The organism is Mycobacterium sp. E2699 (assembly GCF_001666745.1).
GTDB lineage: Bacteria > Actinomycetota > Actinomycetes > Mycobacteriales > Mycobacteriaceae > Mycobacterium.
The window spans coordinates 67538-88911 of record NZ_LZJH01000065.1 but is presented as its reverse complement, the minus strand read 5'-3'; the positions used below and the strand labels follow the sequence as shown (position 1 = coordinate 88911).

The 21374-nt window shown below is 68.9% G+C and carries 20 protein-coding genes; 8 read left to right on the top strand and 12 right to left on the bottom strand.

All coding sequences use genetic code 11. The annotated features are described in order from the left end of the window. Positions 1 to 29: 29 nt before the first annotated feature. Genes A5696_RS10745 through A5696_RS10730 form a run of 4 tightly spaced genes read right to left on the bottom strand, consistent with a single transcriptional unit; the run spans position 30 to position 2406 of the window. Positions 30 to 734, bottom strand: a complete 705-nt coding sequence (locus A5696_RS10745; RefSeq protein ID WP_156738332.1) for a hypothetical protein — start codon at positions 732 to 734, stop codon at positions 30 to 32. A 7-nt stretch (positions 735 to 741) separates the two neighbouring features. Then, positions 742 to 1203 carry a holo-ACP synthase gene (locus tag A5696_RS10740; RefSeq protein WP_082956677.1) on the bottom strand — a complete coding sequence of 154 codons (462 nt, stop codon included), beginning with the start codon at positions 1201 to 1203 and terminating at the stop codon, positions 742 to 744. Then, complete coding sequence (locus A5696_RS10735) at positions 1203 to 1448, bottom strand: acyl carrier protein (protein ID WP_197516943.1); 246 nt, start codon at positions 1446 to 1448, stop codon at positions 1203 to 1205. The genes A5696_RS10740 and A5696_RS10735 overlap by 1 nt, the downstream gene beginning before the upstream one ends. Before the next feature lie 34 nt (positions 1449 to 1482). Next, a complete protein-coding gene (locus tag A5696_RS10730) occupies positions 1483 to 2406 on the bottom strand; it encodes a phytanoyl-CoA dioxygenase family protein (RefSeq protein ID WP_197516942.1) in 924 nt (307 codons plus the stop codon). A gap of 76 nt (positions 2407 to 2482) precedes the next feature. On the opposite strand from A5696_RS10730, the gene A5696_RS10725 reads away from it, so the two are divergent. From A5696_RS10725 to A5696_RS10700, 6 genes are all read left to right on the top strand, one after another. Beyond that, entirely contained in the window at positions 2483 to 3415 is a 933-nt protein-coding gene (locus A5696_RS10725) for a TIGR03621 family F420-dependent LLM class oxidoreductase (RefSeq protein WP_197516941.1), read from the top strand. Between the two features lie 42 nt (positions 3416 to 3457). After that, on the top strand, positions 3458 to 4216 hold the full coding sequence (locus A5696_RS10720; RefSeq protein WP_067877600.1) for a GNAT family N-acetyltransferase: 759 nt from the start codon (positions 3458 to 3460) through the stop codon (positions 4214 to 4216). A gap of 22 nt (positions 4217 to 4238) precedes the next feature. After that, positions 4239 to 5780, top strand: a complete 1542-nt coding sequence (locus tag A5696_RS10715; protein WP_197516940.1) for an amino acid adenylation domain-containing protein — start codon at positions 4239 to 4241, stop codon at positions 5778 to 5780. Positions 5781 to 5828: 48 nt separating this feature from the next. Then, the gene (locus A5696_RS10710; protein WP_067877594.1) at positions 5829 to 6566 is read left to right on the top strand and encodes a hypothetical protein; all 738 of its coding nucleotides are present in this window, start codon (positions 5829 to 5831) and stop codon (positions 6564 to 6566) included. Between the two features lie 13 nt (positions 6567 to 6579). Next, the gene (locus A5696_RS10705; RefSeq protein WP_231964284.1) at positions 6580 to 7227 is read left to right on the top strand and encodes an FMN-binding negative transcriptional regulator; all 648 of its coding nucleotides are present in this window, start codon (positions 6580 to 6582) and stop codon (positions 7225 to 7227) included. Between the two features lie 150 nt (positions 7228 to 7377). Continuing rightward, positions 7378 to 8694, top strand: coding sequence for a phenylacetate--CoA ligase family protein (locus A5696_RS10700; RefSeq protein ID WP_156738331.1), 1317 nt, complete (start codon positions 7378 to 7380; stop codon positions 8692 to 8694). Between the two features lie 11 nt (positions 8695 to 8705). Here A5696_RS10700 and A5696_RS10695 read toward each other — a convergent pair whose 3' ends face one another. The 8 genes from A5696_RS10695 to A5696_RS10660 all read right to left on the bottom strand — a co-directional run bounded on the left by A5696_RS10695 (position 8706) and on the right by A5696_RS10660 (position 18994). Next, positions 8706 to 9983, bottom strand: a complete 1278-nt coding sequence (locus A5696_RS10695; RefSeq protein WP_067877588.1) for an O-acetylhomoserine aminocarboxypropyltransferase/cysteine synthase family protein — start codon at positions 9981 to 9983, stop codon at positions 8706 to 8708. Positions 9984 to 9987: 4 nt separating this feature from the next. Beyond that, positions 9988 to 10959, bottom strand: coding sequence for a homoserine O-succinyltransferase (locus A5696_RS10690; RefSeq protein WP_067877585.1), 972 nt, complete (start codon positions 10957 to 10959; stop codon positions 9988 to 9990). A gap of 3 nt (positions 10960 to 10962) precedes the next feature. Continuing rightward, a complete protein-coding gene (locus A5696_RS10685) occupies positions 10963 to 12246 on the bottom strand; it encodes an acetyl-CoA carboxylase biotin carboxylase subunit family protein (protein ID WP_067877581.1) in 1284 nt (427 codons plus the stop codon). 4 nt (positions 12247 to 12250) lie between these two features. Further along, on the bottom strand, positions 12251 to 14068 hold the full coding sequence (locus A5696_RS10680) for an FAD/NAD(P)-binding protein (protein WP_067877579.1): 1818 nt from the start codon (positions 14066 to 14068) through the stop codon (positions 12251 to 12253). Further along, positions 14065 to 15231 (bottom strand): low specificity L-threonine aldolase, encoded by a 1167-nt coding sequence (locus tag A5696_RS10675; protein WP_082968981.1) that lies wholly within the window; start codon positions 15229 to 15231, stop codon positions 14065 to 14067. Before A5696_RS10675 ends, A5696_RS10680 begins: the two co-directional genes overlap by 4 nt. A gap of 206 nt (positions 15232 to 15437) precedes the next feature. Next, a complete protein-coding gene (locus tag A5696_RS10670; RefSeq protein WP_067877576.1) occupies positions 15438 to 16328 on the bottom strand; it encodes an NAD(P)-dependent oxidoreductase in 891 nt (296 codons plus the stop codon). Then, on the bottom strand, positions 16321 to 17883 hold the full coding sequence (locus A5696_RS10665) for a GMC family oxidoreductase (protein ID WP_067877573.1): 1563 nt from the start codon (positions 17881 to 17883) through the stop codon (positions 16321 to 16323). The genes A5696_RS10670 and A5696_RS10665 overlap by 8 nt, the downstream gene beginning before the upstream one ends. Continuing rightward, positions 17876 to 18994 (bottom strand): glycosyltransferase family 2 protein, encoded by a 1119-nt coding sequence (locus A5696_RS10660; RefSeq protein WP_067877570.1) that lies wholly within the window; start codon positions 18992 to 18994, stop codon positions 17876 to 17878. The genes A5696_RS10665 and A5696_RS10660 overlap by 8 nt, the downstream gene beginning before the upstream one ends. A gap of 171 nt (positions 18995 to 19165) precedes the next feature. Between A5696_RS10660 and A5696_RS10655 the strand changes: the two genes are divergently transcribed. Continuing rightward, on the top strand, positions 19166 to 20128 hold the full coding sequence (locus tag A5696_RS10655; protein WP_082956679.1) for an endonuclease/exonuclease/phosphatase family protein: 963 nt from the start codon (positions 19166 to 19168) through the stop codon (positions 20126 to 20128). Positions 20129 to 20425: 297 nt separating this feature from the next. Further along, positions 20426 to 21370, top strand: a complete 945-nt coding sequence (locus A5696_RS10650) for a GNAT family N-acetyltransferase (protein ID WP_156738338.1) — start codon at positions 20426 to 20428, stop codon at positions 21368 to 21370. Positions 21371 to 21374: the final 4 nt, after the last annotated feature.

Sequence of the window (21374 nt, the reverse complement as noted above, 5' to 3'; positions counted from 1 at the left end):
ACGACGCGACAGTTCCTTGCGTTCGGCGGCTATAGCGAGGTCTTTGCCGGGTCCTGCGAGAGCGAGAGGTGGTCGGCGTGGGCGACGGAGCTGTGCTTCGACCCGTCCGCCCCCGGTGACGTCGCCGACCGGTCGAAGCGCCGGCAAACAAACGCGGCAACGCGCAGCGGGACTGCGACGAGGCTCAACAGGGCGAACGGCACGTATTCGGCGGCGTAGAGCCAGTGCCGGGTCTTCGGGTCGACCGCGCCCAGCACAAAGTCGCGGCCGAAGGCGACCAGAATGTACGTCGTGCCCACCAGGAGCAGTGGCCGCCACAGACGCCCCAGGTTGCGCGTCCCGATTCCGAAGGACAGCAGCACCAGCGCGTAGGTGAAGAACAGCGCGACCACGAAGAACCACAACAACCCGCCGTGCAGCGGAATCTGGCCGATGGCGACGCCCAGCCAGACGACCAATCCGACGTGAACCTGGAGCGCGGCGGCGAAGGCCAGTCCGAAAGCTCGTGCTCTGCGTGTCAGGCCGGCGAGGGCCGGGCCGAGCAGGATGGCCATCGCGCCACCGGCATACGAAAGCCAGAAGAAAAGAAACGACCAGCGCGCCGTCGAGCGCACCGCCAGCCTGAGGCCATCGGGACCGGTGCCGTAACCGGCCAGAATTGCCGCCGCAAGCGTGAGCGCGCCGCCGAACGCCCCGACCATCCAGACCCATGCCGGATCATGTCTGCGAGACATCGCGCGCCTACTCGAATTCGTGCGGAGCACAGACCACGAGAACGACAGCCATCGCGTGGCAGTCGGTATGCGACAGGGACAACGACGAGCTGAGCCAACCTTGGCGCCGTGCCCGCTCGGCGAGCGTTCCGCGTAGCCGAAGCACGGGCAGCGGACCGTCTCGTGTCACCTCGATCTCGCGCCAGGGATATGGGACGTCGGGGTCGGGTTCCGCGAACGCCTTGATCACCGCCTCCTTGGCCGCGAACCGGGCCGCCAAGCGCTGCACCTGGTTGCGGCCTCGGCAGTCGTCGATTTCGCCCGCCGTAAAAACCTTGTCCAGGTAGGCGTCCCCGAACGCCGCCAACGAGCCCTCGACATCCTCGATGGCCACGACATCGCAACCGATGCGCACGCGGTGGCCGACAACTCCACCCGGCACCGTGATCCACGGGGCCGAGTGCGGATCGACTGCTACCGCGCCTGGCATCACGCAGCCGACGTGACCAGGCTTTCGACCACCTGCTCGATATTGCGTACCGACGCGAAGGTGGACTTCTTGAGCACTTCCTCGGGGAACTCGATGTCGAAAGCGTCCTCGAGCGCAAGCATGACGTCGACCGACGCGTGCGACGTCATGCCCAGGTCGTAGAGGTCGGCCTGATCGTCCACCTCCCGTGGATCGACCGCCATCCGGCCATGGGCAGCTAAAACCTCACGAATTCGATTCTGCATTGCGCCTTCCCTCATATCTGTGTCGTAGCTCGACTCAATTAGCCGGTATTTCCGGGCTAAGCATTTCTGGCGGAACGTAGCTCCCGGTGGCCCTGAGCCGCTTACGAGCGGCGCGGCGGTAACCGTAGAAGTCCGAGATATACGCCCGGCTGCCGTACAGCCAGTCCAGGGGTTCTCGCATGTCGTCCACGTAGCCGATCGAGTAGGCGCCGCGCTGGTAGCCCATCAGCCTGAGCAGCCCCTCGGGGAGGGTGCGGGCGATCTCGGGCGGGCAGGCGAGGTATTGGTTCTCCTCTTGGCGCAGCCACCCGACGGAGTAGCCCACGTTCATCCCGATCCGGCTGGTCTGGGTGGTGTTGGCGCCTCCGCCGTGGAATACCGAGCCCGTGTACATGAGGACCGAACCCTTGGTCATGACCGCCGGGGAGGACAGGGCGGGGTCCACCTCGTCGGGATCGTCCTCCCATCGGTGGCTGCCCACCACCATTCGTGTCGCGCCCATCTCTTCGGTGAAGTCGGTCACGGCCCACATGGTGCCGACTTCGGCTTCGAAGCCCGTCGGAAAGCGGTAGCGATCGAACGACCACTGGTCCCGGTGGATCATCTGCGCCGGCTCACCGGGTCCGATGGTGACGAGCTGGGTCAGATCGATCTGGAAGGTGCTCGCGTGGTCGCCCAACACGAGGTCGAGCGTTTCGATGATCGTCGGGTGGGTCATGAGTGTGCGGGCGGTCGGCGAACGCGCGATCAGGGCGCCGGTGCGCCGGGTGGTTGCGCCCAGGAAGTCGGTGTTGCCACCGCTGGTGGCGGCGAGGTACGGCTCGAGCTCGCCCCGTATCTGATCCATCGTTTCCCCTGATGCGAGGTTGGCGATGACCACGCACCCGTCCTCGTTGAGGACCTTCGCGATGTCCGTCGGCGAGGAATCGGCACAAACTGACCGTACAGCTATTGGCATGTCCAGTACTATACGGGATGATATAAGGATGATTCAATGACTATCGGTTTGTTAGATCCCGACTTTCATGATGGAGGTGGCACGACAGATGCTCCCGTTCCGATTTGGCGTGCAGGCCGCGGTCGCACCGACCATGGCGGCGTGGCGTGACCAGGCCCGGATGGCCGAGGATCTCGGGTACTCCACCCTGTACGTCCCTGACCACCTTGACGCCCAGTTCGAGCCTCTGGTCGCCATGACCGTGGCCGCCGAAGCGACCTCCACCCTGAATGTGGGGTCCGGCGTGTTGAACAACGACTTCCGCAACCCCGTGGTCCTGGCCAAGCAGATCGCGACGCTCGGTTTGGCGGCCGAGGGGCGGGTCGAGGTCGGCCTCGGAGCGGGCTGGCTCCGCAGCGATTACGAGCAAGCGGGGATCGAACTCGACGAACCGGCCGTCCGCGTCGACCGGCTGGCCGAGAGCCTGGCGATCATGAAGAGGCTGTGGAGCGACGGGGAGGCGACGGTCGCGGGGCGGTATTACACGGTGCGCGACGCCCGCTGCGATCCTCGCCCGGCTTCGCCGCCTCGCGTCATGGTCGGGGGTGGGAGTAGGCGGATACTCATGGTTGCCGCCGAACACGCCGATACCGTCGGGGTGAATACCAGCCTGGCCTCGGGCGTGAAAGGTGGCGACCTGGCGGGCCAAGCCACCTTCGACCACTTCGATCGCTGCTTGGCGTGGGTGCGCGCGGGGGCCGGTGACCGCTTCGGTTCGATCGAGCTCCAGGTCGCCTCCTTCGCCACCAAAGTCGTCGCCAGCCGCCGCCTGGCGGCGCGCACCGCAACCATGCTCGGACTTCCGGGCGAGGACGCGCTCGAGCTTCCGATCGTCCTGCTCGGCACGACGGACGAATTGTGTGAACAACTTCTCAAGCGCCGTGAGAGATGGGGCTTCAACAACATCGTGGTGCAGAGCGATGCGATGGAGTCCTTCGCACCTGTGGTCGCCGAACTCTCGGGCACCTAGCGTGCGGCGCGTTTCGACGCCGGTCTCGATCGGTCCCACGCCATGATCGGGCGCACCCCGATGGAGTTGCGTCGGGACCTCGGTGCGGGCGCCCGCCTGTGGTCCGCACCGGGTCATCACGCCGTGGAACCGGAGTGGTGGACCGCCTTCAGCTGCGCGCCGCGAGTCGATTACAACGTGGCGTGCTGCCTGTCGTCCGACAACGACGTGCTTGTCGAGCACTGCATCCAGCCGCTGCTGGACCTCGAGAAGCCCGGCATCATCATGCTGGCCGGACCCGGCCTGGCCACCGGCCAGAAGCTGGCCGACTCCGGTTGGGTTGTCGTCGGCGCCGTGCCCCTCATGGCGCTCGACAGTTCGGACCTGCCCGCCGCGGACGGGGCCGGTGTGCGGGCCCTCACCGAAGAGGACCTGCCCGAGGCCCGCGCCCTGCTGGCAGACACCTACAACATGTCCGACGAGGCCGCCGCGGCGGCCGTCCCCCTGGCAGCCGTCGAGACCCCCGATCTCGGTGTGTGGGGTCTGTTCGACGACAACCGCATGGTGGCCTCGTTCACCGCGGCCACCGTGGACGGGCTGGTGGTCGTGTGGTCCATGGTCACCGGGCGGCACGACCAGAAGAAGGGCTACGGGCGGCGGCTGCTGGCTACCGCCCTGCGGTCCCGGTTCGAAGCGGGGGCCGAGGGCTCACTGCTCCAGTCGTCGGCGAGGGCCGAGCACCTCTACCTCGGGCTGGGCTATGAGGTCGTCGAGTACTGGCAGCTGTGGTCCCGGCCCCGCTGGGCCATGGGGCGCGCCTGATCCGCGAGCGAGAAGAGTGAGCGTGCAGCACCTGCGAGAAGTCGTGACGGACCACGGTGTCCTCGGCGCGGTACTGGAGCATGCCGACCGGGCGCCGGATCGGCCCGCCGTCAAGGACCTGGATCGCGCGTTGACCCGGGGCGAGTTGCGCGGCGCGGCCGGCCGAGTCGCCGCCGGCTTGCTGCAGAACGGCGTCGAGCCGGGGGATCGGGTGGCGCTGCTGATCGGCAACTCCGTCGACTTCGTGGTGGCGGCACTGGGCTGTCTGTGGGCGGGGGCCACGTTCGTTCCGTTGGCGATCACCGACCCGGATCTCCGCCGCGCGCAGATCGTGAATGACTGCCGGCCCGCGCTGGTGGTCACCGCGGGCTCCGATCAAACGGCGCCGTCGGGACTTCCGGCCGGCACCGCCTGGACCTGCCTTTCGGCGTTGAGCGCCGCAGACGGGCGCACACCACCACCCGCACCGGGCCCCATCTCGTACATCATCTACACGTCCGGGACGACGGGCATCCCCAAGGGGGTCCAGATTTCCCCGGCGGCCTTCTTCGCGGCGGTCCAGGCATGCGCGGACGCCGTGGGTCTCACCGCGGACGACCGGGCCCTGTGCGTGTCGCCGGTGCATTTCGACGGGTCCTTCTCCGCCATCTTTCCTCCCCTCGTGCGCGGCGTTCCCCTGGTCATCCCCGACCGGGAAGCCCTCCTGTTCCCACGCAGGTTCTTCTCGATCGTCGCCGGCGAGGGGATCACGGCGACCAGCTTCTCTCCCAGCTATCTCCGGTTGCTCCGGTCCAGCGGCCGTCTGGCGCGGTTGGCTGACACCCCGTTGAGAGTGCTGGCCCTTGGCGGCGAAGCGCCGTCCACGGCCGATATCAGGGCGGTGTGGGCCGCCAGTCCGGGACTGCGGGTGGTGAACCGATACGGCCCGACCGAGACCACCATCGCCGTCGCCCACCTGGCACTGACGCCCGACTTGCTCGACGCGGGGCCGGTACCGATCGGTCATCCTCATCCCGGGAGCTCGTTCCACCTCGTCGACGAGCACGGGGGGCTGGTGGAACGCCCGGGCGTGGTCGGCGAGTTGCACATCGGCGGACGGCAGCTCATGGCCGGATACCTGAACGACCCGGCGCTGAGCGCAGCCGTGCTGCGGACGGACATCGTCGAAGGAGCCACCGTCTACCGCACCGGTGACCTCGTCTTTCGCGACGACCGAGGCAACTATGTGTACATCGGGCGGTCGGACCGGGTCATCAAGCGACACGGTGTGAGGATGTCGCTGGTCGAGGTGACCGAGGCGCTGGGCGGGCTCGAGGGGGTCGCGTCGGCGGCGTGCACGACCTTCGACCGGGAGGGCGACCTGGGAGTCGTCGCGTTCGTGGTGCCCGACGGCGAGGCCACCCCTGTCGCGATCCGCCGGGCCGCCGGCGAACGGCTCCCCGAAACCATGCTGCCCGATCAATTCGTCCTGGTGGCCGACCTGCCCTTGACGTCTTCCAGCAAGGTCGACGAGCGACGGCTGCTGCAGGAGGCCGGCTTGTCTCCGCCGAACGAAGGGGCCTGAGCGTTGGAGCGGCAAATGTCGACTGTGCCTTCCGGAAGGGCATCGCGGATGCGAAGCCCGGCTTCATCCGCCTTCCCCGATGCGAGCAAAGACAACTTGTGGATCAAGCTGCAGCCGAGCGTTGCGCGCCTGTTCGGCGCCTTCTCGATGCTTCGCACCAAGACGATCAACGCCGGCCAGCTCGCCGACTTCGTCGATTGGCAACAGCGTGTGTTCGGTGCTCGGCCAACGATTCTCGGGCGGCGCGAACGGCTGTGGGAACGGCTGGTGCAGCGGCTCGATCCGGATCGCCCCCTCGTGGTGCTGGAGTTCGGCGTCGCCTGGGGCTATGCGACCAACTGGTGGCTGCGTCGACTGGGCGGGCGTGACGTGGTCTGGCACGGGTTCGACCGTTTCACGGGACTGCCCCGCGCCTGGCGCGAATACGAGCAAGGCGCGTTCGATGCCGGCGGCAAGCCGCCGGCGATCGACGATGCCCGCGTACGTTGGCACGTCGGCGACGTCGAGGACACCCTCGGGGCCGTGGACCTGGCCACCGCGCGCGACGCGCAGTGGCTGGTGCTCTTCGACCTGGACCTCTACGAGCCCACGGTCTTCGCCTGGGAAGCGGTCAGTGCCCACCTCCGACCCGGGGACGTCATCTACCTCGACGAAGCGGTGGACCGCGACGAACGACGCGTCCTGGACGAGATGATCCTGCCGTCGATCGGTTGCGAGTCCGTCGCCGCCACGCCGTTCGCGCTGGGTCTGGTGGTCACCCACCGAGTCGACTCGATAGGTGAATAGCCGATGAGCCGTAGTGCCCATCTACCGGGCCGACATACTGGACACCGTGTACATCCCCGCCCATTTCGCCGCCGACGAGCGGGCCGTCGATGACCTGCTCACTCACCACGGCGCCGCCGAATTGATCACGGCGACAGCCGAAGGCGTGGTCGCCACCATGCTGCCGTTCGTCTATGACCCGGGCGCGAGGACCCTGCGCGGGCATCTCGCCCGCAGCAATGACCAGTGGCGGCGCCCGGCGGTCGGCGAGGCCCTGGTCATCGTGCGCGGACCGGATGCGTATGTTTCCCCGGCCTGGTATCCGAGCAAGGCCGAACACGGACGGGTGGTGCCCACGTGGAACTACGTCACCGCCCACGTTTACGGGCGGCTCGCGGTGCACGATGACCGGGCCTGGGTCGAACAGAACGTGCGTGACCTGACCGGACGCCATGAGGCCGGGCGACCGCGGCCGTGGTCCGTCGACGACGCGCCGCGAGAATTCATCGAGGGTCAACTGCGCGCCATCGTCGGGGTGGAACTGCTGATCACCCGCATCGAGGCCAAGTTCAAGCTCAGCCAGAATCGACCGGCCGCCGACATCGATGGCGTGATTTCGGGATTGATCACCGACGGACACGAAGACGTTGCCCAAGCGGTGCAACGAGCCCGAACGGCATGACATCGGCATCGCTTGGCGTTTGACACGCAATTTGCGGCGGACACTGTCGCGGCGCGGTGCCTGGGCTACGATCGCCGGGTGCAAGAGAGGGCAACCGCCCCTGCGTCGGGGGGACATTACGAGCAGTTAGTCCGGCGCCAGCGTGCTCAATTGCAAGACACCTACATGCAGGGCGTGCGCCGGCTGCGATGGGACGCAGAGCGCCTCGCCGCGGAACGCCAACGGCGTCTGCGGGAGTTGCTGGTGCACGCAGCCGACCGCTCCCCGTTCTGGCGCGAAAGGCTGGCGGGCCACGATCTGGCGAATTTCACCGAAGCGGACCTGCCGTCCCTGCCGGTCCTGACCAAGCCCGAGATGATGGAGGAGTTCGACCGGCTGGTCACCGTTCCCGGGTTGACACGTTCCCGGGTCGAACAGCACCTCGATCAGTTGAGCGGCGACGGCTACCTCGACGACGAGTACCGCGCCATCATCACGTCCGGATACGTCGGACGCCCGTCATTGCATGTCTACGGCTGGGACGCGTTCGTCACCTTCGTGATGCAGGGCTCGCGCTGGACCGGACGACGCGGCGAGGACCCGGACGCGGTGCTGGCGCAGTGCTTCAGCTGCAGTCCCAAGCACGAATCGGGAATCTTCTACGCCTTCAGCACCTTCGAGAGCGGAGGCCCCACCTCGCACTGTGTCGATGCCACGCTCCCGTTGGACACGGTTGTCGAACGTCTCAACAACGCCCGCCCCGCGGTGCAGGCGCTGCAGGGATGGCCGAGCCTGATCTGGGAGCTTGCTCAGGAGGCGATGCGGGGACGACTCACCATCAAACCGACCTGGGTGAGCGTCGCGGGAGAGCTGTGCAGACCGCCCGTGCGAGAAGCGGTTCGGGCCGCGTGGGGGATCGAGGCGTCGGAGTTCTGGGGCTGCTCGGAGGGGACCTACGCCTTTCCGTGCGGCGTCGGGGAAGGCATGCACGTCGCCGACGATCTCGTCATTCTCGAGCCGGCCGACGCCGACGGCAACCTGGTGCCGTATGGGCAACCCGCGGATCGGATGCTGCTCACCAACCTGTTCAACCTGGACCAGCCGCTGATCCGCTATGACCTCGTCGACGCGGTGACGATGTCGGACGAGCCCTGTCCGTGCGGCTGCGCTCATCGCCGCATCCTCTCGGTCAACGGTCGGATCAACGGCGCCTTCGAGTACGACGGCGGTGCCCGCGTGCCGCGCGCCGCCGTCGAGCAGGCCGTCGTCGCCACCCCCGGCCTCGTCAACTTCTCGGTCGGCAAGACGCAGGGTGGTCTCGACGTGTCCGTCGTGACCGACGGCTCATCCGATCTGCCGCGCCTGCAGGCCGAGCTGGTCGACGTGCTGCGCCGGCACGGGGGTCCGGTGTCGGACGTCAGCGTGCACGAGGTCGCCTCCATAGAGCGCCTGTCGCGGGGTAAGTGCAGGCAGTTCGACGCGAGCTGAGCCGGACCGTCCTAGACGGTCGTGGCCTTGTCCAGGGCCTGGTCGATGTCGTCGATGATGTCGTCGATGTGCTCGATCCCGATGGACAGCCGGATCGTCTCCGGCCGGATGCCGGCCTTCACCAGCTCCTCGTCGGACAGCTGGCGGTGGGTGGTGGAGGCGGGGTGGATCGCCAGGGTCTTGGCGTCCCCCAGATTGAGCAGCCGCTTGACGAGCTGGAGCGCATCGAAGAAGGCCAGTCCGGCGTCGTAGCCGCCCGCGACACCGAAGGTGACGATCGACGGCACGCGCCCGTGCAGGTAACGGTCGACCAGGCGGTGGTAGGGATGGTCGGGAAAACCGGCGAAGCTCACCCAGGCCACCCGCGGGTCGGCGGCCAGGTAGGCGGCCACGGCCCGCGCGTTGGCCTCGTGGCGCTCGAGCCGCAGGGCCATCGTCTCGAGGCCCTGCAGCAGCAGGAAGGCGTTGAAGGGGGAGAGGGTGGCGCCGCTGTTGCGCAGCTGGGTGGACCGGGCCCGCACGGTGAAGGGCCGCTCGGGGAAGTCGCGGGCGAAGACGACGCCGTGGAAGGCGGGTTCGGGCTCGTTGAACATGGGGAAGCGGTCGGGATGGTCGGCCCACGGGAACCGGCCGCCGTCCACGATGGCCCCACCCAGGGTGGTGCCGTGGCCGCCCACGAATTTGGTCAGCGAGTGCACGACAACATCGGCCCCGTGCTCGAACGGCTTGAGCACCAGCGGTGTGGCCACCGTGTTGTCGACGATGAGGGGCACGCCGGCCGCGTGGGCCACGGCGGCCACGGCCTCGAGGTCCACGATGTTGCCGGCCGGGTTGCCGATGGTCTCGCAGAACACGGCGCGGGTGTTCTCGTCGATGAGGGGGGCGATGGACTCGGCCCGGTCGTCGGCGGCGAAGCGGGCCTCGATGCCCAGCGTGGGCAGCACGTGGGCGAAGTATGTGAAGGTGGCCCCGTAGAGCTGGGGGGCCACCACGAAGTTGGTGCCCGCGCTGGCCACCGTCAGGATCGCATAGCTGACGGCGGCCATGCCGGAGGCCACGACCAACGCCGCCGTTCCCCCTTCGAGGGCGCAGATGCGCTGCTCGAGGACGTCCAACGTCGGGTTGTTGAGCCGGTTGTAGTGGAAGCCGGGCGTCTCCAGGTCGAGCACGGCGCCGGCGTGGGCGGCGTTGATGAAGTCGTGGGCGACCGTCTGGTAGATGGGCACGGCGACAGCCCGCGTTCCGTCGGGTGTGTAGCCACCGTGAATGGCGATGGTCTCGTCGTGCATGGCCTCAGGCGCTCCTCTTCGGGATCGTGCTCAGCAGGTTGGCGTACAGACGCTGGGCCGCGTCCCGCCACGGCCAGGGTGCGCGGGCCCCTACCTCGTCGAAGGGGAAGGCGGTCACCAGGGCCGGGTCCCGCTCGCCGCCCAGCACCCGCTCGTGCAGCACGCGCAGCCCGTCCCAGTCCGGGCCTGCCACGCAGTCCCGGGGGAGGCAGGGCGGAACGTCGCTCTCGTGGCTGGCATAGCGCCGCACGTCCCGGTGGTACTCGCGCACCAGGCTCGAGGGGTCGTACTCGGGATGACCCTGGACCAACACGACCTCGGACCGGCCCAGCTTCTTCGTGACCACGCTCCATCCGACCTCGTCGGACTGCAGGGCGACCGCGTAGCCGGCGGCGGCCACCGCTGCCACGGGCACGGTGTTGAGCCGCGAGTGCGGCAGGACGACGGGACCGCGGAATTCGGCGAAACCGGCGGTCAGGGGGTGGGTCGGGTCGGCCTCCTGGGCGAAGACGCCGGTGCACTTGACCGGCAGGGTGGTCCGACCGACGCCGTCGAAGACGGCGAGGGCCGCGTGGGCCGCCAGGCAGGACAGCACCATGACCGGCACGTTCGCGGTACCCCACCGCAGCAGGCCGCACAGATCGGACCAGTAGGGCTCGTCCTCGAGGCGGGACTCGACCGGGTTGCAGCCGGTCACCACCAGCAGGTCGGGCGGGTCCGAGATGAGGTCGTCGAGCGGACGGTACTCGTCGGCGATCCGGGCCCGGATCCGCTCGCCCCGCGGCACTCCGGTCATGGTGTGACGGGTGACGGCGACCGCCTCGCTGCCGGCCTCCAGCAGGCCCACGAACTGCCGCTCGGTGGCGCCGAAGGCGGCGTCGGGCATGTTGTTGACCAGGGCGCACCGCACCGGCGTCGATTCGTCGGCCCGGTCCGGCGCCGCCAGGTCGAGGTCGAAGGACAGTTGGACGCTCACCGCTCAATGCCTCACGTCGGTGTAGGTGACCGTGACCTCCTGGTGGAGGAGCCGGTAGGCCGCCTGCAACTGCTGCTCGTCCTCGGTCGAGCCGACCACGGCCACGATGTGGTTGCCGGAGCCGTCCCGCCAGTCGAGGGCGGCCCCCGGGCCCTGGTGGACGCTGACCGTGTCCACCTCGGCGCGGTCGGTGAAGTCGTTGATGCCCTCGATCGCCGTCACCGTGGCCGACACGGTCGGCGGCTGGAGAAAGAAGCGATAGCCGATGCGTTGTGTCGCCAGCGGCCCGTCGAGGGACACCGGCTCGCCCAAGGCCACCCGCAAGGTGAGATCGAGCAGGCTGACGCCGGCGGCTCGCTCCAGCATCTCGGGCACGCCGCCGCCCACGCGTCCGTTGACCTCGATGATGCGGGGCCCGTCGGGGGTGAACTTGACCTCGGTGTGCAGGCACCCGGTGCGCACCCCCAGGGCGTCGATGGCCCGGGTGGCCAGGTCCAGGACCGCCGAGCGGCTCTCGGCATCGAGGGCGGCGGGGATGAAGAACCCGGTCTCACGGAAGTTTTCGGCCGGCGGGAAGCGGCCGGTCAGGGCCAGGTGGCTGATGTTGCCCTCGGCCACCACGCTCTCGACCGACACGTAGCCGGCGTAGGGGCCACCGGCGCGGGCCGGGTCGTCGGCCAGGTAACCCTCGAGGACCATGTCGGGCCGGCCCGGGCCGAGGGCGCCGAGCAGCTTCTCGAGCTCGGCACGGTCGCGGACCAGGAAGGTGCAGCGGCTGCCCTGCGCCGAGCGGGGCTTGAGGATGGCGGGCCATCCGACCTGGGCCTCGACGGCCGACAGCTCGGGCTCGGACTGGTGGGGGCGGATGAGGTGGCACGGGGGGATGTCGACGCCGCCGTCGGCCAGGGCCCGGCGCTGGCGGGCCTTGTCGGTGAGGGCGGCGGCGGTGGCCGGGCTGTGGAAGGGAAGGCCCAGTTTCTCGGCCATCCGGGCCAGCTCGACCATCCCGGCGTCGAGGTAGGTGGTCATGCCGTCGGGCTCCCAGTCGGCCAGGGTCCTGACCGCCTGCTCGGCGCTCATGCCCGCGAGGTCGACGACGGGGCCGAAGCGGTTGAGAAGATCGGCCATCTCGCCCATCCCCGGCACGCCCGTGTCGATCAGCCACAGCAGGTCGCAGAGGCCGGCGGCCGCCTCGGCCAGCTGCATCACCGGAACGCAGCGCGGCCCGTAGCCGACCGCCACCAGCGGCCGCGCCCGTCCGGTCGCTGAAGAATCCGTATCCGTCATGGGCTCAGCCGATCACGGCCTCGACGCAGTCCTGGGCGTCGTAGACGGCCCGCAGGCGGCTGCGGGGCGAGGGCAGGTAGTGGGTGAAGTAGCGCACTCCCTCGGTGAGGACGCCCAGCAGGGAGATGTTGGGCTGGAGCCGGCCCTCGGTGTCGTAGGGGTGGAAGTCCTCGTTGATGGCCACGCTGCCCACGGGCGTGTCACCGTAGCTGAGCTGGGTCAGCCTTCCCTTGGCATAGAGACGGTTGAGTAGGGGGGAGCCCGACCGGGCCAGCGACGGCATGTCGAGATAGCCCCGCAGCACCCCGTCGGCGGTGACGGTCGCCGGCTCGTCGAGCGCCGTGGAGCGCAGGCGGACGCCGTCGGGACCGGCCGTCAACTCCGGGTCAGGTCCGAGCGGGATGCGCACCACCCCGGCGTCGAGCAGCCCCAGCAGCTGCTGGGACCGCATGGGTGGCACGCCCGCTTCCAGGCGATTGATGCGGCCGCGGACGTTCGACTGGAACTCGACGTAGGAGTCGAGCGACAGACCGCCGAACTCGATGACCGAGCGCAGCTGGTCGCGAAGGATGCGCAGCACCTCCTGCGCCGCCTTGACCGGGCTCCCCCCGGGCCGCAGGGCCTCGGTGAGGTCGTCCTCGATCATGTCGTAGACCTGGCCCTGGTAGTCGGCGGCCGACGTGTAGTGGCGGTCCGACCCGGCGAAGAGGTGGGTGGCCGGGTCGAAGCGCCCGTACCGCGGCTCGAGACCGTCGACGACCTTCTCGTAGTGCCCGTCGACCCAGCCTTGGCGGAGGACGGTGCGGACCTCCTTCGACTCCACGTCGCCCCCGCCGAGCAGGGCGGCTTGGATGTAGTAGCGCGCCTGCATCTCGGCGAAGATGAGCGGCAGCAGCTCGGCCCGGAAGTCCACGTGTCGCCGCACCGGCGACCCGCCCGGGTTGGTCAGCGCCGCGAACTCCTCGGGGGTGCACACCACCGGCTCGTACTGGCCGTAGGGGTCGACGCCGGTGGCCGACTTGGCACAGTACGGCGCTCCCGAGCGCGAATAGAGGGTGATGGTCGGCTCCCGGCCCGAGGGCACGTACCGCAACCGGTCGGCCCGATCGCACCGGTCGACGAAGGTCCCGCCGCGTCCGATGGTGAGGGCGGTCAGGACGTCGAAGCAGACCAGGCCCATGCCGGCCACGGCCAGCGACGATCCGGCCGGGGCGCTCTGGTCGAGGCACTCGACGGGGTAGGGCGGCAGGTAGCGCACGCCCCCGTCGGCCCCGCGCTCGTGATTCCAGGTGTGCCCCGAGGTCAGCACCACGTGGTCGACCGTCAGGGTGGTGCCGTTGTCGAGCAGCACCGCCTCGCGCCCCTGCAGGGCCTGCGAGATGTCGACGGCCGCCGCGTAGTGCCGGACGATCTCGAGGTTGGGCGGGGCATAGGACACCAGGGTGTCGTAGAACCAGACCAGGTACTCGCCCATCAACCGCCGGGGCAGGTAGTCGGTGGGCAGGATGGGGTCACCCCCGGCGCCGATGCGGCACTCATGACCCACCCAGCGGTAGCCGCGGACCACCGCCCACGGATGCAGTCCCACGGCGTAGGGCGGCAGGGTGTCCCCGTCGGGGGCGACGTAGAGGGAGAGCTGACCGCAGGCGTTGTTGAGCACGAGGAAGTCGGGCTGCTCGGCGGAATAAACCCCACCGCCGAGCTGAGACGGCTCGATCAGGTGTACCCGCACCGGCGTCCCCAGCTGCCGGGCCCGGTTCACCGTCCGCTCCAGGACGCACAGGCCCCACGAGCCGAGCCCCACGATGGCCATCTCGATCATCGGACGCCTCCCATGCACGCCCCGTCGGATCGGCGGGGGCGGACTGATCTGTGCCTTCGAGCCCGTTTGGGCCGGCTTTCCTCGATCGCACCCGCGCTGAGGCGGCGGACCGCGCACACCAGGTCGTCGACCTCGTGGGTCGTGGTGGCGAAGGAGGTGACGAAACGGACGACACCCGGCTCCCAGCGGCGGTGGTAAAAGCCGTAGCCCCGGTCCAGAAGCCCGTAGACGACGTGCTGGGGCAGGTGGCAGAAGACGATGTTGGCCTCCGGGCTGCCGACGATGCGAACGCCGGGAATGGACTTCAGCCCCTTTTCGAGCCGGTCGGTCATGGCGTTGGCGTGCCGGGCGTTGCGCAGCCACAGATCGTCGGCGAGGTAGGCGTCGAGTTGGGCGGCGGCGAAACGCATCTTGGCGGCGAGTTGCCCGGCGCGCTTGGCCCGGAAGCTCAGCTCGGTGGTCACGGAACGGTCGAAGACGACGATCGCGTCGGCGGTGATGCTCCCGTTCTTGATCGCGCCGAAGGACAGCACGTCCACGCCGGCGCGCCAGGTCAGCTCGGCGGGGTGGCAGCCCAGCGCGGCGACGGCGTTGGCGAGGCGGGCGCCGTCCAGGTGAACGCGCAGGCCCGCGTGCTTCGCGATGGAGGCCAGGTATCCGATCTCGGCGGGGGTGTACACCGCACCGGCCTCGGTTGCCTGGGTCAGGCTCAACACGGAGGGTTGCACGCTGTGCACGTCTCCGACCTTGCGGCCCACCGCCGCCCGCAGCTCGTCGGCGTCGATCTTGGCGTTTTCCCCTTCGAGCGCAACGAGTTTCGCGCCCCCGGTGAAGAACTCCGGCGCACCGCACTCGTCGTTGTTGACGTGGCTGTCGCGGTGGCATAACACGCTGCCCCACGGTGGGGTCAGGGCGGCGAGGCTCAAGGCGTTTGCGGCCGAGCCGGTCGACACGGGAAGCAGATCGACGTCGCAATCAAAGATCTCGCTCAAGCGCCGTCGTGCGCTCGAAGTCCAACTGTCGGCGCCGTAGGGCGGTGCCTGCCCCGAGGCTGCCGCTGCGACGGCGGCGACGATCTCGGGCGCGCCGCCGGCCGTGTTGTCGCTGGTGAAATCACCGGCCGTCGACACGAGCGTTTCTGGCTGCGTGGTCACCAACGACATGTGCTCTCCTAACGGAAGCGGCCCGACGCGGGCTGCTACGCCGACACTTGAGTGCGAGGTATGCCTATACCGATGGTGCACCTGAATGCCATCTTACATACTATTAGACGACAATGGAAGGTTATAACCGACAAACAGTTTCGCATAGCTGGTTGAAAGCGTCGTCGAAAACGGTAGGCGGGCTATCAACAGACCGGACGGTCTCGTCAGCCGGCCCCTCGCTCGACATGCCGGAGATCCGCGGCGTCGTTCGAGAAGTCCCGCAACGTGACGCTCCGCTCCGCCCAGTAGCCGACGTGCGGGACGTCCGGCGCGGGATGCATGAGCCCGAGCAGCGAGTCGGCGCGAAAACCGATTCGCAGGCCAACCGCCTCGCCCGCGCGCAATGTCCGGTAAAGCAGCGCGGAGGACACCGGGACAGGACGGACGGGCTTCGACGTGGCCGCCGCCCGCAGGGTGCGAATGATCTCGCTGAACGGCACCCGTCGCGGCGCGGCCACACCGAGGACGCGGTGCGGCGGAGGCTGCTTGACGGTCGCGAGCACGCAGTTCGCCATGTCTTCAGCGTGGATGGCGTACTGGTAGGAGTCGGGGCGCAAGATCGGCACGACGGGGAGCGCGGCCACTTTGCGCAACGCGCCGATCATGCCGCCGTCGCCGCAGCCGTGGACGAGTCCGAGGCGAAGTGACGTCCCGCCGTGCGCGGCGACGAGGTCCTCGCAGGCCAGCTTGGTCATGCCGTAGATCTGCCGCGTGCCCGAGTATGCCGACATCGACGAGATGAAGACGATCGGGACGTCACCGACGGCGGTTATCAGCTTTTCAGTTCCGCGCAGGTTGATGCGTTCGATCTCGGCGCGGTCGCGCGCGCGCAGGTCGTAGGCGCAATGGACGACCGCTTCCAGGCCCTCGGGCAGCGCCGCCGCGGGTCCGTTCTCGAGGGTGTAGGGCACGTGCTCCCATGCCTTGTCCACGGGAGCCGACCGCTGCAGCGCGATCACGTGGTAGCCCGCTGCGGCGAAGGCGGCGCACAGTGTGCTGCCGACATACCCGTTCGCGCCGGTGATCGCGACGGCCCGGGAGCCCGCGTCAGACATGCCGGCTCGCCGACACGATTCGGTGGGCGTTGGCCATCACCGTGAGCGTGAACGTGGTCGACGGCACCGAAGGCAGGACCGAGCCGTCGATGAGATGCACGTTGCGGAAATCACCGATGCGACCGAGCGCATCCGAGCCATTGGGGCCGCCGCCGTGCGGGAACGTGGAGCCGAAGTGGTAGCTCTTGCCCGGGCCGGAGAGCCGCACCATCGGCAGTACCGGGAAGAGGTCGAGCTTGGGCCCCAGCGCGCTCAGCCGGCGCAGCACCGAGGCGAGCATCGCCGGGCGCCGGTCGGACACCACCCGCACCTCGATGTCGGGCAGAGCGCCCTCGTGCCGGGCGCGCAAGGCGACTCGGAGCTGCGGCGATCGCCAGGAGGGCAGGTATCCGAGCCCGGCGGTGACGCGGCCGAGCACGGCGCCGCTCAACGACGGAGGCAGCCAGCCCGGGAGCGCCTCGGCAATCGCCGGGTTGTACGGATAGCAGTGCACCTGGGACGTCGTGTACGCCTCATCGTCGTACTTGAGCAGCAGGTTGAACTGGTTGAGCGTGAAGTCGTGCTGTCCGCGGGGATCGCCGGTGGAGCGGCGGGATACGAAAGGCACCAGGAACTGTACGGACTCCTGCAGCGCCACCTGGCTCGGCGGCAGGGGCAGCGAGTTGAGCGCGATCCGCGTGCTGCCCAGCCCACCGGCGCCCACGAAGACGCGGTCGGCCTCGAGGCGCACCTCGCGCCCGCTGGCGAGGTCGGTCCCCCGGATGGATGGCGCGCATCCGACCGGCTGATCGACCGCGGTGACCAGCACGCCCGATATGTGCCGCACCCGACCGCGTGCGACGAACCGGTCGACCGTCTGTCGCGCGGAGTAGATCAGCGAGTAGGGGCAACCCGTCATGCAGAGCCCGCAGTTCACGCACGAGTTCGCCGCCAGTGCGAGGCGTGCCTTACCGACGACGATGCCCGCCGCCCGGATGGCGTCGCGATGGCGCTGGTACCGGTCGAGCACGTCGGCGGTGCGTGCGGACACCGGTGGCAGCTGCGCACGCGCCGAGAGCAAGGGGAAGTCCTCGGCGTAGTCGTCGTCCTCGCCCGCCAGCGGCACCTCGTTCAGCACGGCGCGGTAGTGCGGTTCGATCTCGTCCCACCCGAACGGCCACCGGTGGAACGTGGCCCGGGAGAACGGCATGATCTGCGCGCCCCAGACCGTCGAGAAGCCGCCCACCGCCCCGGAGACCGCCGCGTGATTGCCGCGGTCGGGCATCGTGAGCCCGCGCTGCTGGCCGCGGTCGACGAACATGTGATTCGAGCCGTACGCGCGCTTCTCCGGGAGCGCCGATCCGGTGAGCCCCGCCGGCTGTACGGTGACCAGCTCGCGGTCGGCGCGGGCCCACTGCGCCGGCGCCAGCACGCTCATCCGGTCGAGCGCCGCGGCCGTGTCGCCGGCCAGCCGTTCGCCGATGTCGACGACGGTGATCTGCTCGGACGGGTCGTCGGCGAGGGCGAGGACGGCCGCTGCCGCGGCCGGGCCCGTCCCGACGATGAGGTTATGCATCGCTGATCGCGAAGACGCCCGCGGTCGCGGGGACGGCGGCGCGGGCTTCGCGCACGTCAGCCGCGCTGAGGCCGTTTGTCAGGACCTCCGACCGGTGACCCCGCGCGAGCTGGACCCTGCCGGCGACGTATCCGCACCCGGCCAGCGCGACTCCCAACAGTGCCACCAGTGCCTGGAGCAGTCGCTCGGGCCGACCGGCCACGACCGCGACCAGCGCCGGCCCGATCCCCAGCAGCGTGTTCACCGCGAAGCGCAGTTCGGCGCCGATGTTGCCGGCCTCGCCCATGTCGGCGAACGCGCTGACCTTGCTGCGGTTGACGTAGAAGCAGCGCCGCCAGAAGTAGGACCACGTCAATCTCTCCGCCGGTACGTGGTGACGCACCTCGGCCAACGGTTCGTAGCAGACGGCCGCGGGGCCGTAGGCGTGGCCGATCCGGTGCGAGAGGTCCATGTCGTCGTGCCAGTCGGCGTGGAAACCGCCGACAGCGAGGATGGCGTCGCGACGTGCGCTCATGCTCGTGCCGATCAGGTGGGGTATGGGGGCGAGCCGGTCCGGCAGGGAGCGGTAGTGGCAGCCGAACACCCAGTCGAAATCGGGCGGGAACCAGGACGGCCGGGGCGCCGCGTAGTCCGGCCGTGGCGCACCGCCGACGGCAGCAACTTTCGGGTGGGTCGCGTACACGGCAAGCTTCCGCTCCAGCCAGTCCGGCGCCGCTTCGGCGTCGTCGTCGAGGAAGGCGACGATCTCGGAGCGGGTGAGCAGCAGCGCGGTGTTGAGCGACGAGCCCTTCGTGCCTCCGAACCGCCTTGGGACGATGAGGATCTCGGTGGGCGAGCCGGCGCGATCAGCGCCCCATTCCTGCCGGCAGCGGGCGAGCAACTCATGATTGATGTTTTCCGCGCCGGGTGCGCTGTGACCGACGACGATGATCAGCCGCTGTGGCGCCACGCTCTGGGCGAGCGCTGACTCGACCGCCCGCACCAGCAGCTCCCACCGATCCAGGGTGTAGGTGCAGATGACAACGTCCGCGCGCAGCGCGGTCGCGCCGGCGGGCCCGGCCGGGGTCATCGGGGTCATCACGGCGTCGGGTTGGCTGCTTATGAACGACACGGGGCTTCTTCTCCCTAAAAAGAACCGGACCGGCGACGAGGCCGAACCGATACTACACTGCAGACCCGATTATACATACTCAAAGGATGATGATAAGCCTTTGACTATGCTTGTGGTATCCGATCGAGGGTTGAGTCCAGACGCCGAACGGCACCGGTGAAGATTCACAGGATGCCCCAGACAGCTATCGGCCTCGTCGCGCTCGTCGTTGCCGGCTGCGCCTTCGCCTCACGCTATTTGTCGATCACCTGCCATGCCACCTTGATCACGGCGGCGCTGTCGCCATACCTGATGCTCTGCGCGCCGGTGTCGGCGGCATTGCTTCTCTGGGGGCGACGCTGGACTCTCGCGATCGTCGCCGTGGGCTTGGCCATGGCGATGCTGGCGGTCCAGCTGCCCTTGTACCGCGGCTCGAACGCCGCTGGACCTGCGAGTCTGGGGCTTCGAGTCATCTCGGCGAACCTCCGCCTGGGCCAGGCCGATCCCGGCGATGTCGTGAGGCTGGCTCGCGAGCAGGCGGACGTCATCGCATTCCAGGAACTCACCCAGGACGAAGCCGATCGGCTTGCCGGCGCCGGGCTGGACGCAACGTTTCCCTATCGGTGGCTTGAACCGCGCGACGGCCCCGGGGGAGCCGGCGTGTGGAGTCGGTTTGCGATAGACGCACCCGAGCGCATCGGCGGTTACACCTTCGCGTTCCTCACCGCGCGGATACGGGTGGCGGGTGTCTCGGTAGCCCCCACCGTCGTCGTGGCGCACATGGCCGGTCCCTGGCCGGTGCCCATCGACGACTGGCGCCGCGACATGAGTCGGTTGCCGAGCACCTTGTCGGAAGTCGGCGAGCATGCCGGCGCGGGTTCGGTGATCGTCGCCGCCGACATGAACAGCACAACCGACATGCGACCCTTCCGCGCTCTGCTGGGCCACGGCTACTCCGACGCCGCCGAGCAATCCGGAACGGGCTTCAAGCCGACCTTCCCGGCCGATTCGTGGCTGCCGCCGTTCATCGCCATCGACCACATACTCACCCGCAATTGCGCGGCAACCTCGCTGCGCACGCTCACGATTCCGGGGTCGGACCACCGCGGCCTTCTCGTGACGATAGCCATTCCGAAGTCGTCGGCGCGGCCCTGACCCCACCCCGCACGAGGCGAAAACGGTCCACCGCGCGCAGTGGGAAGGCCGGCGGTGAAATTCGGTGGCGATGGCACGCTTCTGCCCGCGGGCCCCGCAACAGGCTGACCGGGCCCGGCATCGGCCGAGCCGTGGGTGGACGCTTTGCCCGCATCCTTGCCGCGTCCGGAACACACCCCATAACCTGGGCAACATCCGACCGCGGGGTGTCCGACCTGACGCGGTAGACGGCTGAACGATCGGCGGGGCATCGCGGTGGCCGAACTGACCGGGGCGCGAGCTGAAGAGCTCGCGACGATGGACGTCTTCGAGGGCTGCCGTATCGAGGACCTGGTGCCCCTGGCGGCCCGCCTTCAACCGCTACGCGCCGCTGCGGGCCAAGTGCTGATGCAGCAGGGCGAGCGGGCCGTGTCGTTCCTGCTCATTTCGTCGGGGAAAGCCGAGATCCGCCGCATCGATCGCGACGGCACGATCATCTCCGGGCAGGTGTCGCCGGGCATGATCGTGGGCGAGATCGCGCTGTTGCGGGACATCCCGCGCATCGCCACGGTCACCACGGCCGAACCGCTGACCGGCTGGATCGGCGACAACGAGGCCTTCACCCGGATGCTGCATCTGCCCGGCGTGATGCCGCGACTGCTGCGCACGGTGCGCCAGCGTCTGGCCGCATACATCACGCCGATCCCGATACGCGTCCGCGACGGGACCCACCTGATGCTGCGCCCGGTCCTGCCCGGCGACGACGAGCGGACCGTTCACGGCCATATCCAATTCTCCAGCGAGACGCTGTATCGGCGGTTCATGACGGCCCGCATCCCGACCCCGGCGTTGTTGCACTACCTCTCCGAGGTCGACTACGTCGACCACTTCGTGTGGGTGGTGACCGACGGGGACTACCCGGTCGCCGATGGCCGCTTTGTTCGGGACGAGAACGACCCGACGGTCGCCGAGATCGCCTTCACCGTCGCCGACGCCTATCAGGGCCGGGGGATCGGCAGCTTTCTGATCGACGCGCTGTCGATCGCGGCCAGGGTCGACGGTGTCGAAAGATTCTCCGCGCGAATGCTTTCCGACAACATGCCGATGCGCGCGATCATGGACCACCACGGCGCGGTCTGGCAGCGCGAGGACGTCGGCGTCATCACGACCGTCATCGATGTGCCGCGCCGGCCGGCCTTCAGCCGTCACATGGCCGATCAGATCAAACGCGTCGCCCGTCAGGTGATCGAAGCGGTCGGCTGAACGG

Excerpts from the sequence above, each read along its gene's own strand:
- A5696_RS10745 (WP_156738332.1), bottom strand. The coding sequence starts at position 734 with ATGTCTCGCAGACATGATCCGGCATGGGTCTGGATGGTCGGGGCGTTC.
- A5696_RS10740 (WP_082956677.1), bottom strand. The coding sequence starts at position 1,203 with ATGCCAGGCGCGGTAGCAGTCGATCCGCACTCGGCCCCGTGGATCACG.
- A5696_RS10735 (WP_197516943.1), bottom strand. The coding sequence starts at position 1,448 with ATGCAGAATCGAATTCGTGAGGTTTTAGCTGCCCATGGCCGGATGGCG.
- A5696_RS10730 (WP_197516942.1), bottom strand. The coding sequence starts at position 2,406 with ATGCCAATAGCTGTACGGTCAGTTTGTGCCGATTCCTCGCCGACGGAC.
- A5696_RS10720 (WP_067877600.1), top strand. The coding sequence starts at position 3,458 with ATGATCGGGCGCACCCCGATGGAGTTGCGTCGGGACCTCGGTGCGGGC.
- A5696_RS10710 (WP_067877594.1), top strand. The coding sequence starts at position 5,829 with ATGCGAAGCCCGGCTTCATCCGCCTTCCCCGATGCGAGCAAAGACAAC.
- A5696_RS10695 (WP_067877588.1), bottom strand. The coding sequence starts at position 9,983 with ATGCACGACGAGACCATCGCCATTCACGGTGGCTACACACCCGACGGA.
- A5696_RS10685 (WP_067877581.1), bottom strand. The coding sequence starts at position 12,246 with ATGACGGATACGGATTCTTCAGCGACCGGACGGGCGCGGCCGCTGGTG.
- A5696_RS10680 (WP_067877579.1), bottom strand. The coding sequence starts at position 14,068 with ATGATCGAGATGGCCATCGTGGGGCTCGGCTCGTGGGGCCTGTGCGTC.
- A5696_RS10675 (WP_082968981.1), bottom strand. The coding sequence starts at position 15,231 with ATGTCGTTGGTGACCACGCAGCCAGAAACGCTCGTGTCGACGGCCGGT.
- A5696_RS10670 (WP_067877576.1), bottom strand. The coding sequence starts at position 16,328 with ATGTCTGACGCGGGCTCCCGGGCCGTCGCGATCACCGGCGCGAACGGG.
- A5696_RS10665 (WP_067877573.1), bottom strand. The coding sequence starts at position 17,883 with ATGCATAACCTCATCGTCGGGACGGGCCCGGCCGCGGCAGCGGCCGTC.
- A5696_RS10655 (WP_082956679.1), top strand. The coding sequence starts at position 19,166 with ATGCCCCAGACAGCTATCGGCCTCGTCGCGCTCGTCGTTGCCGGCTGC.
- A5696_RS10650 (WP_156738338.1), top strand. The coding sequence starts at position 20,426 with ATGGACGTCTTCGAGGGCTGCCGTATCGAGGACCTGGTGCCCCTGGCG.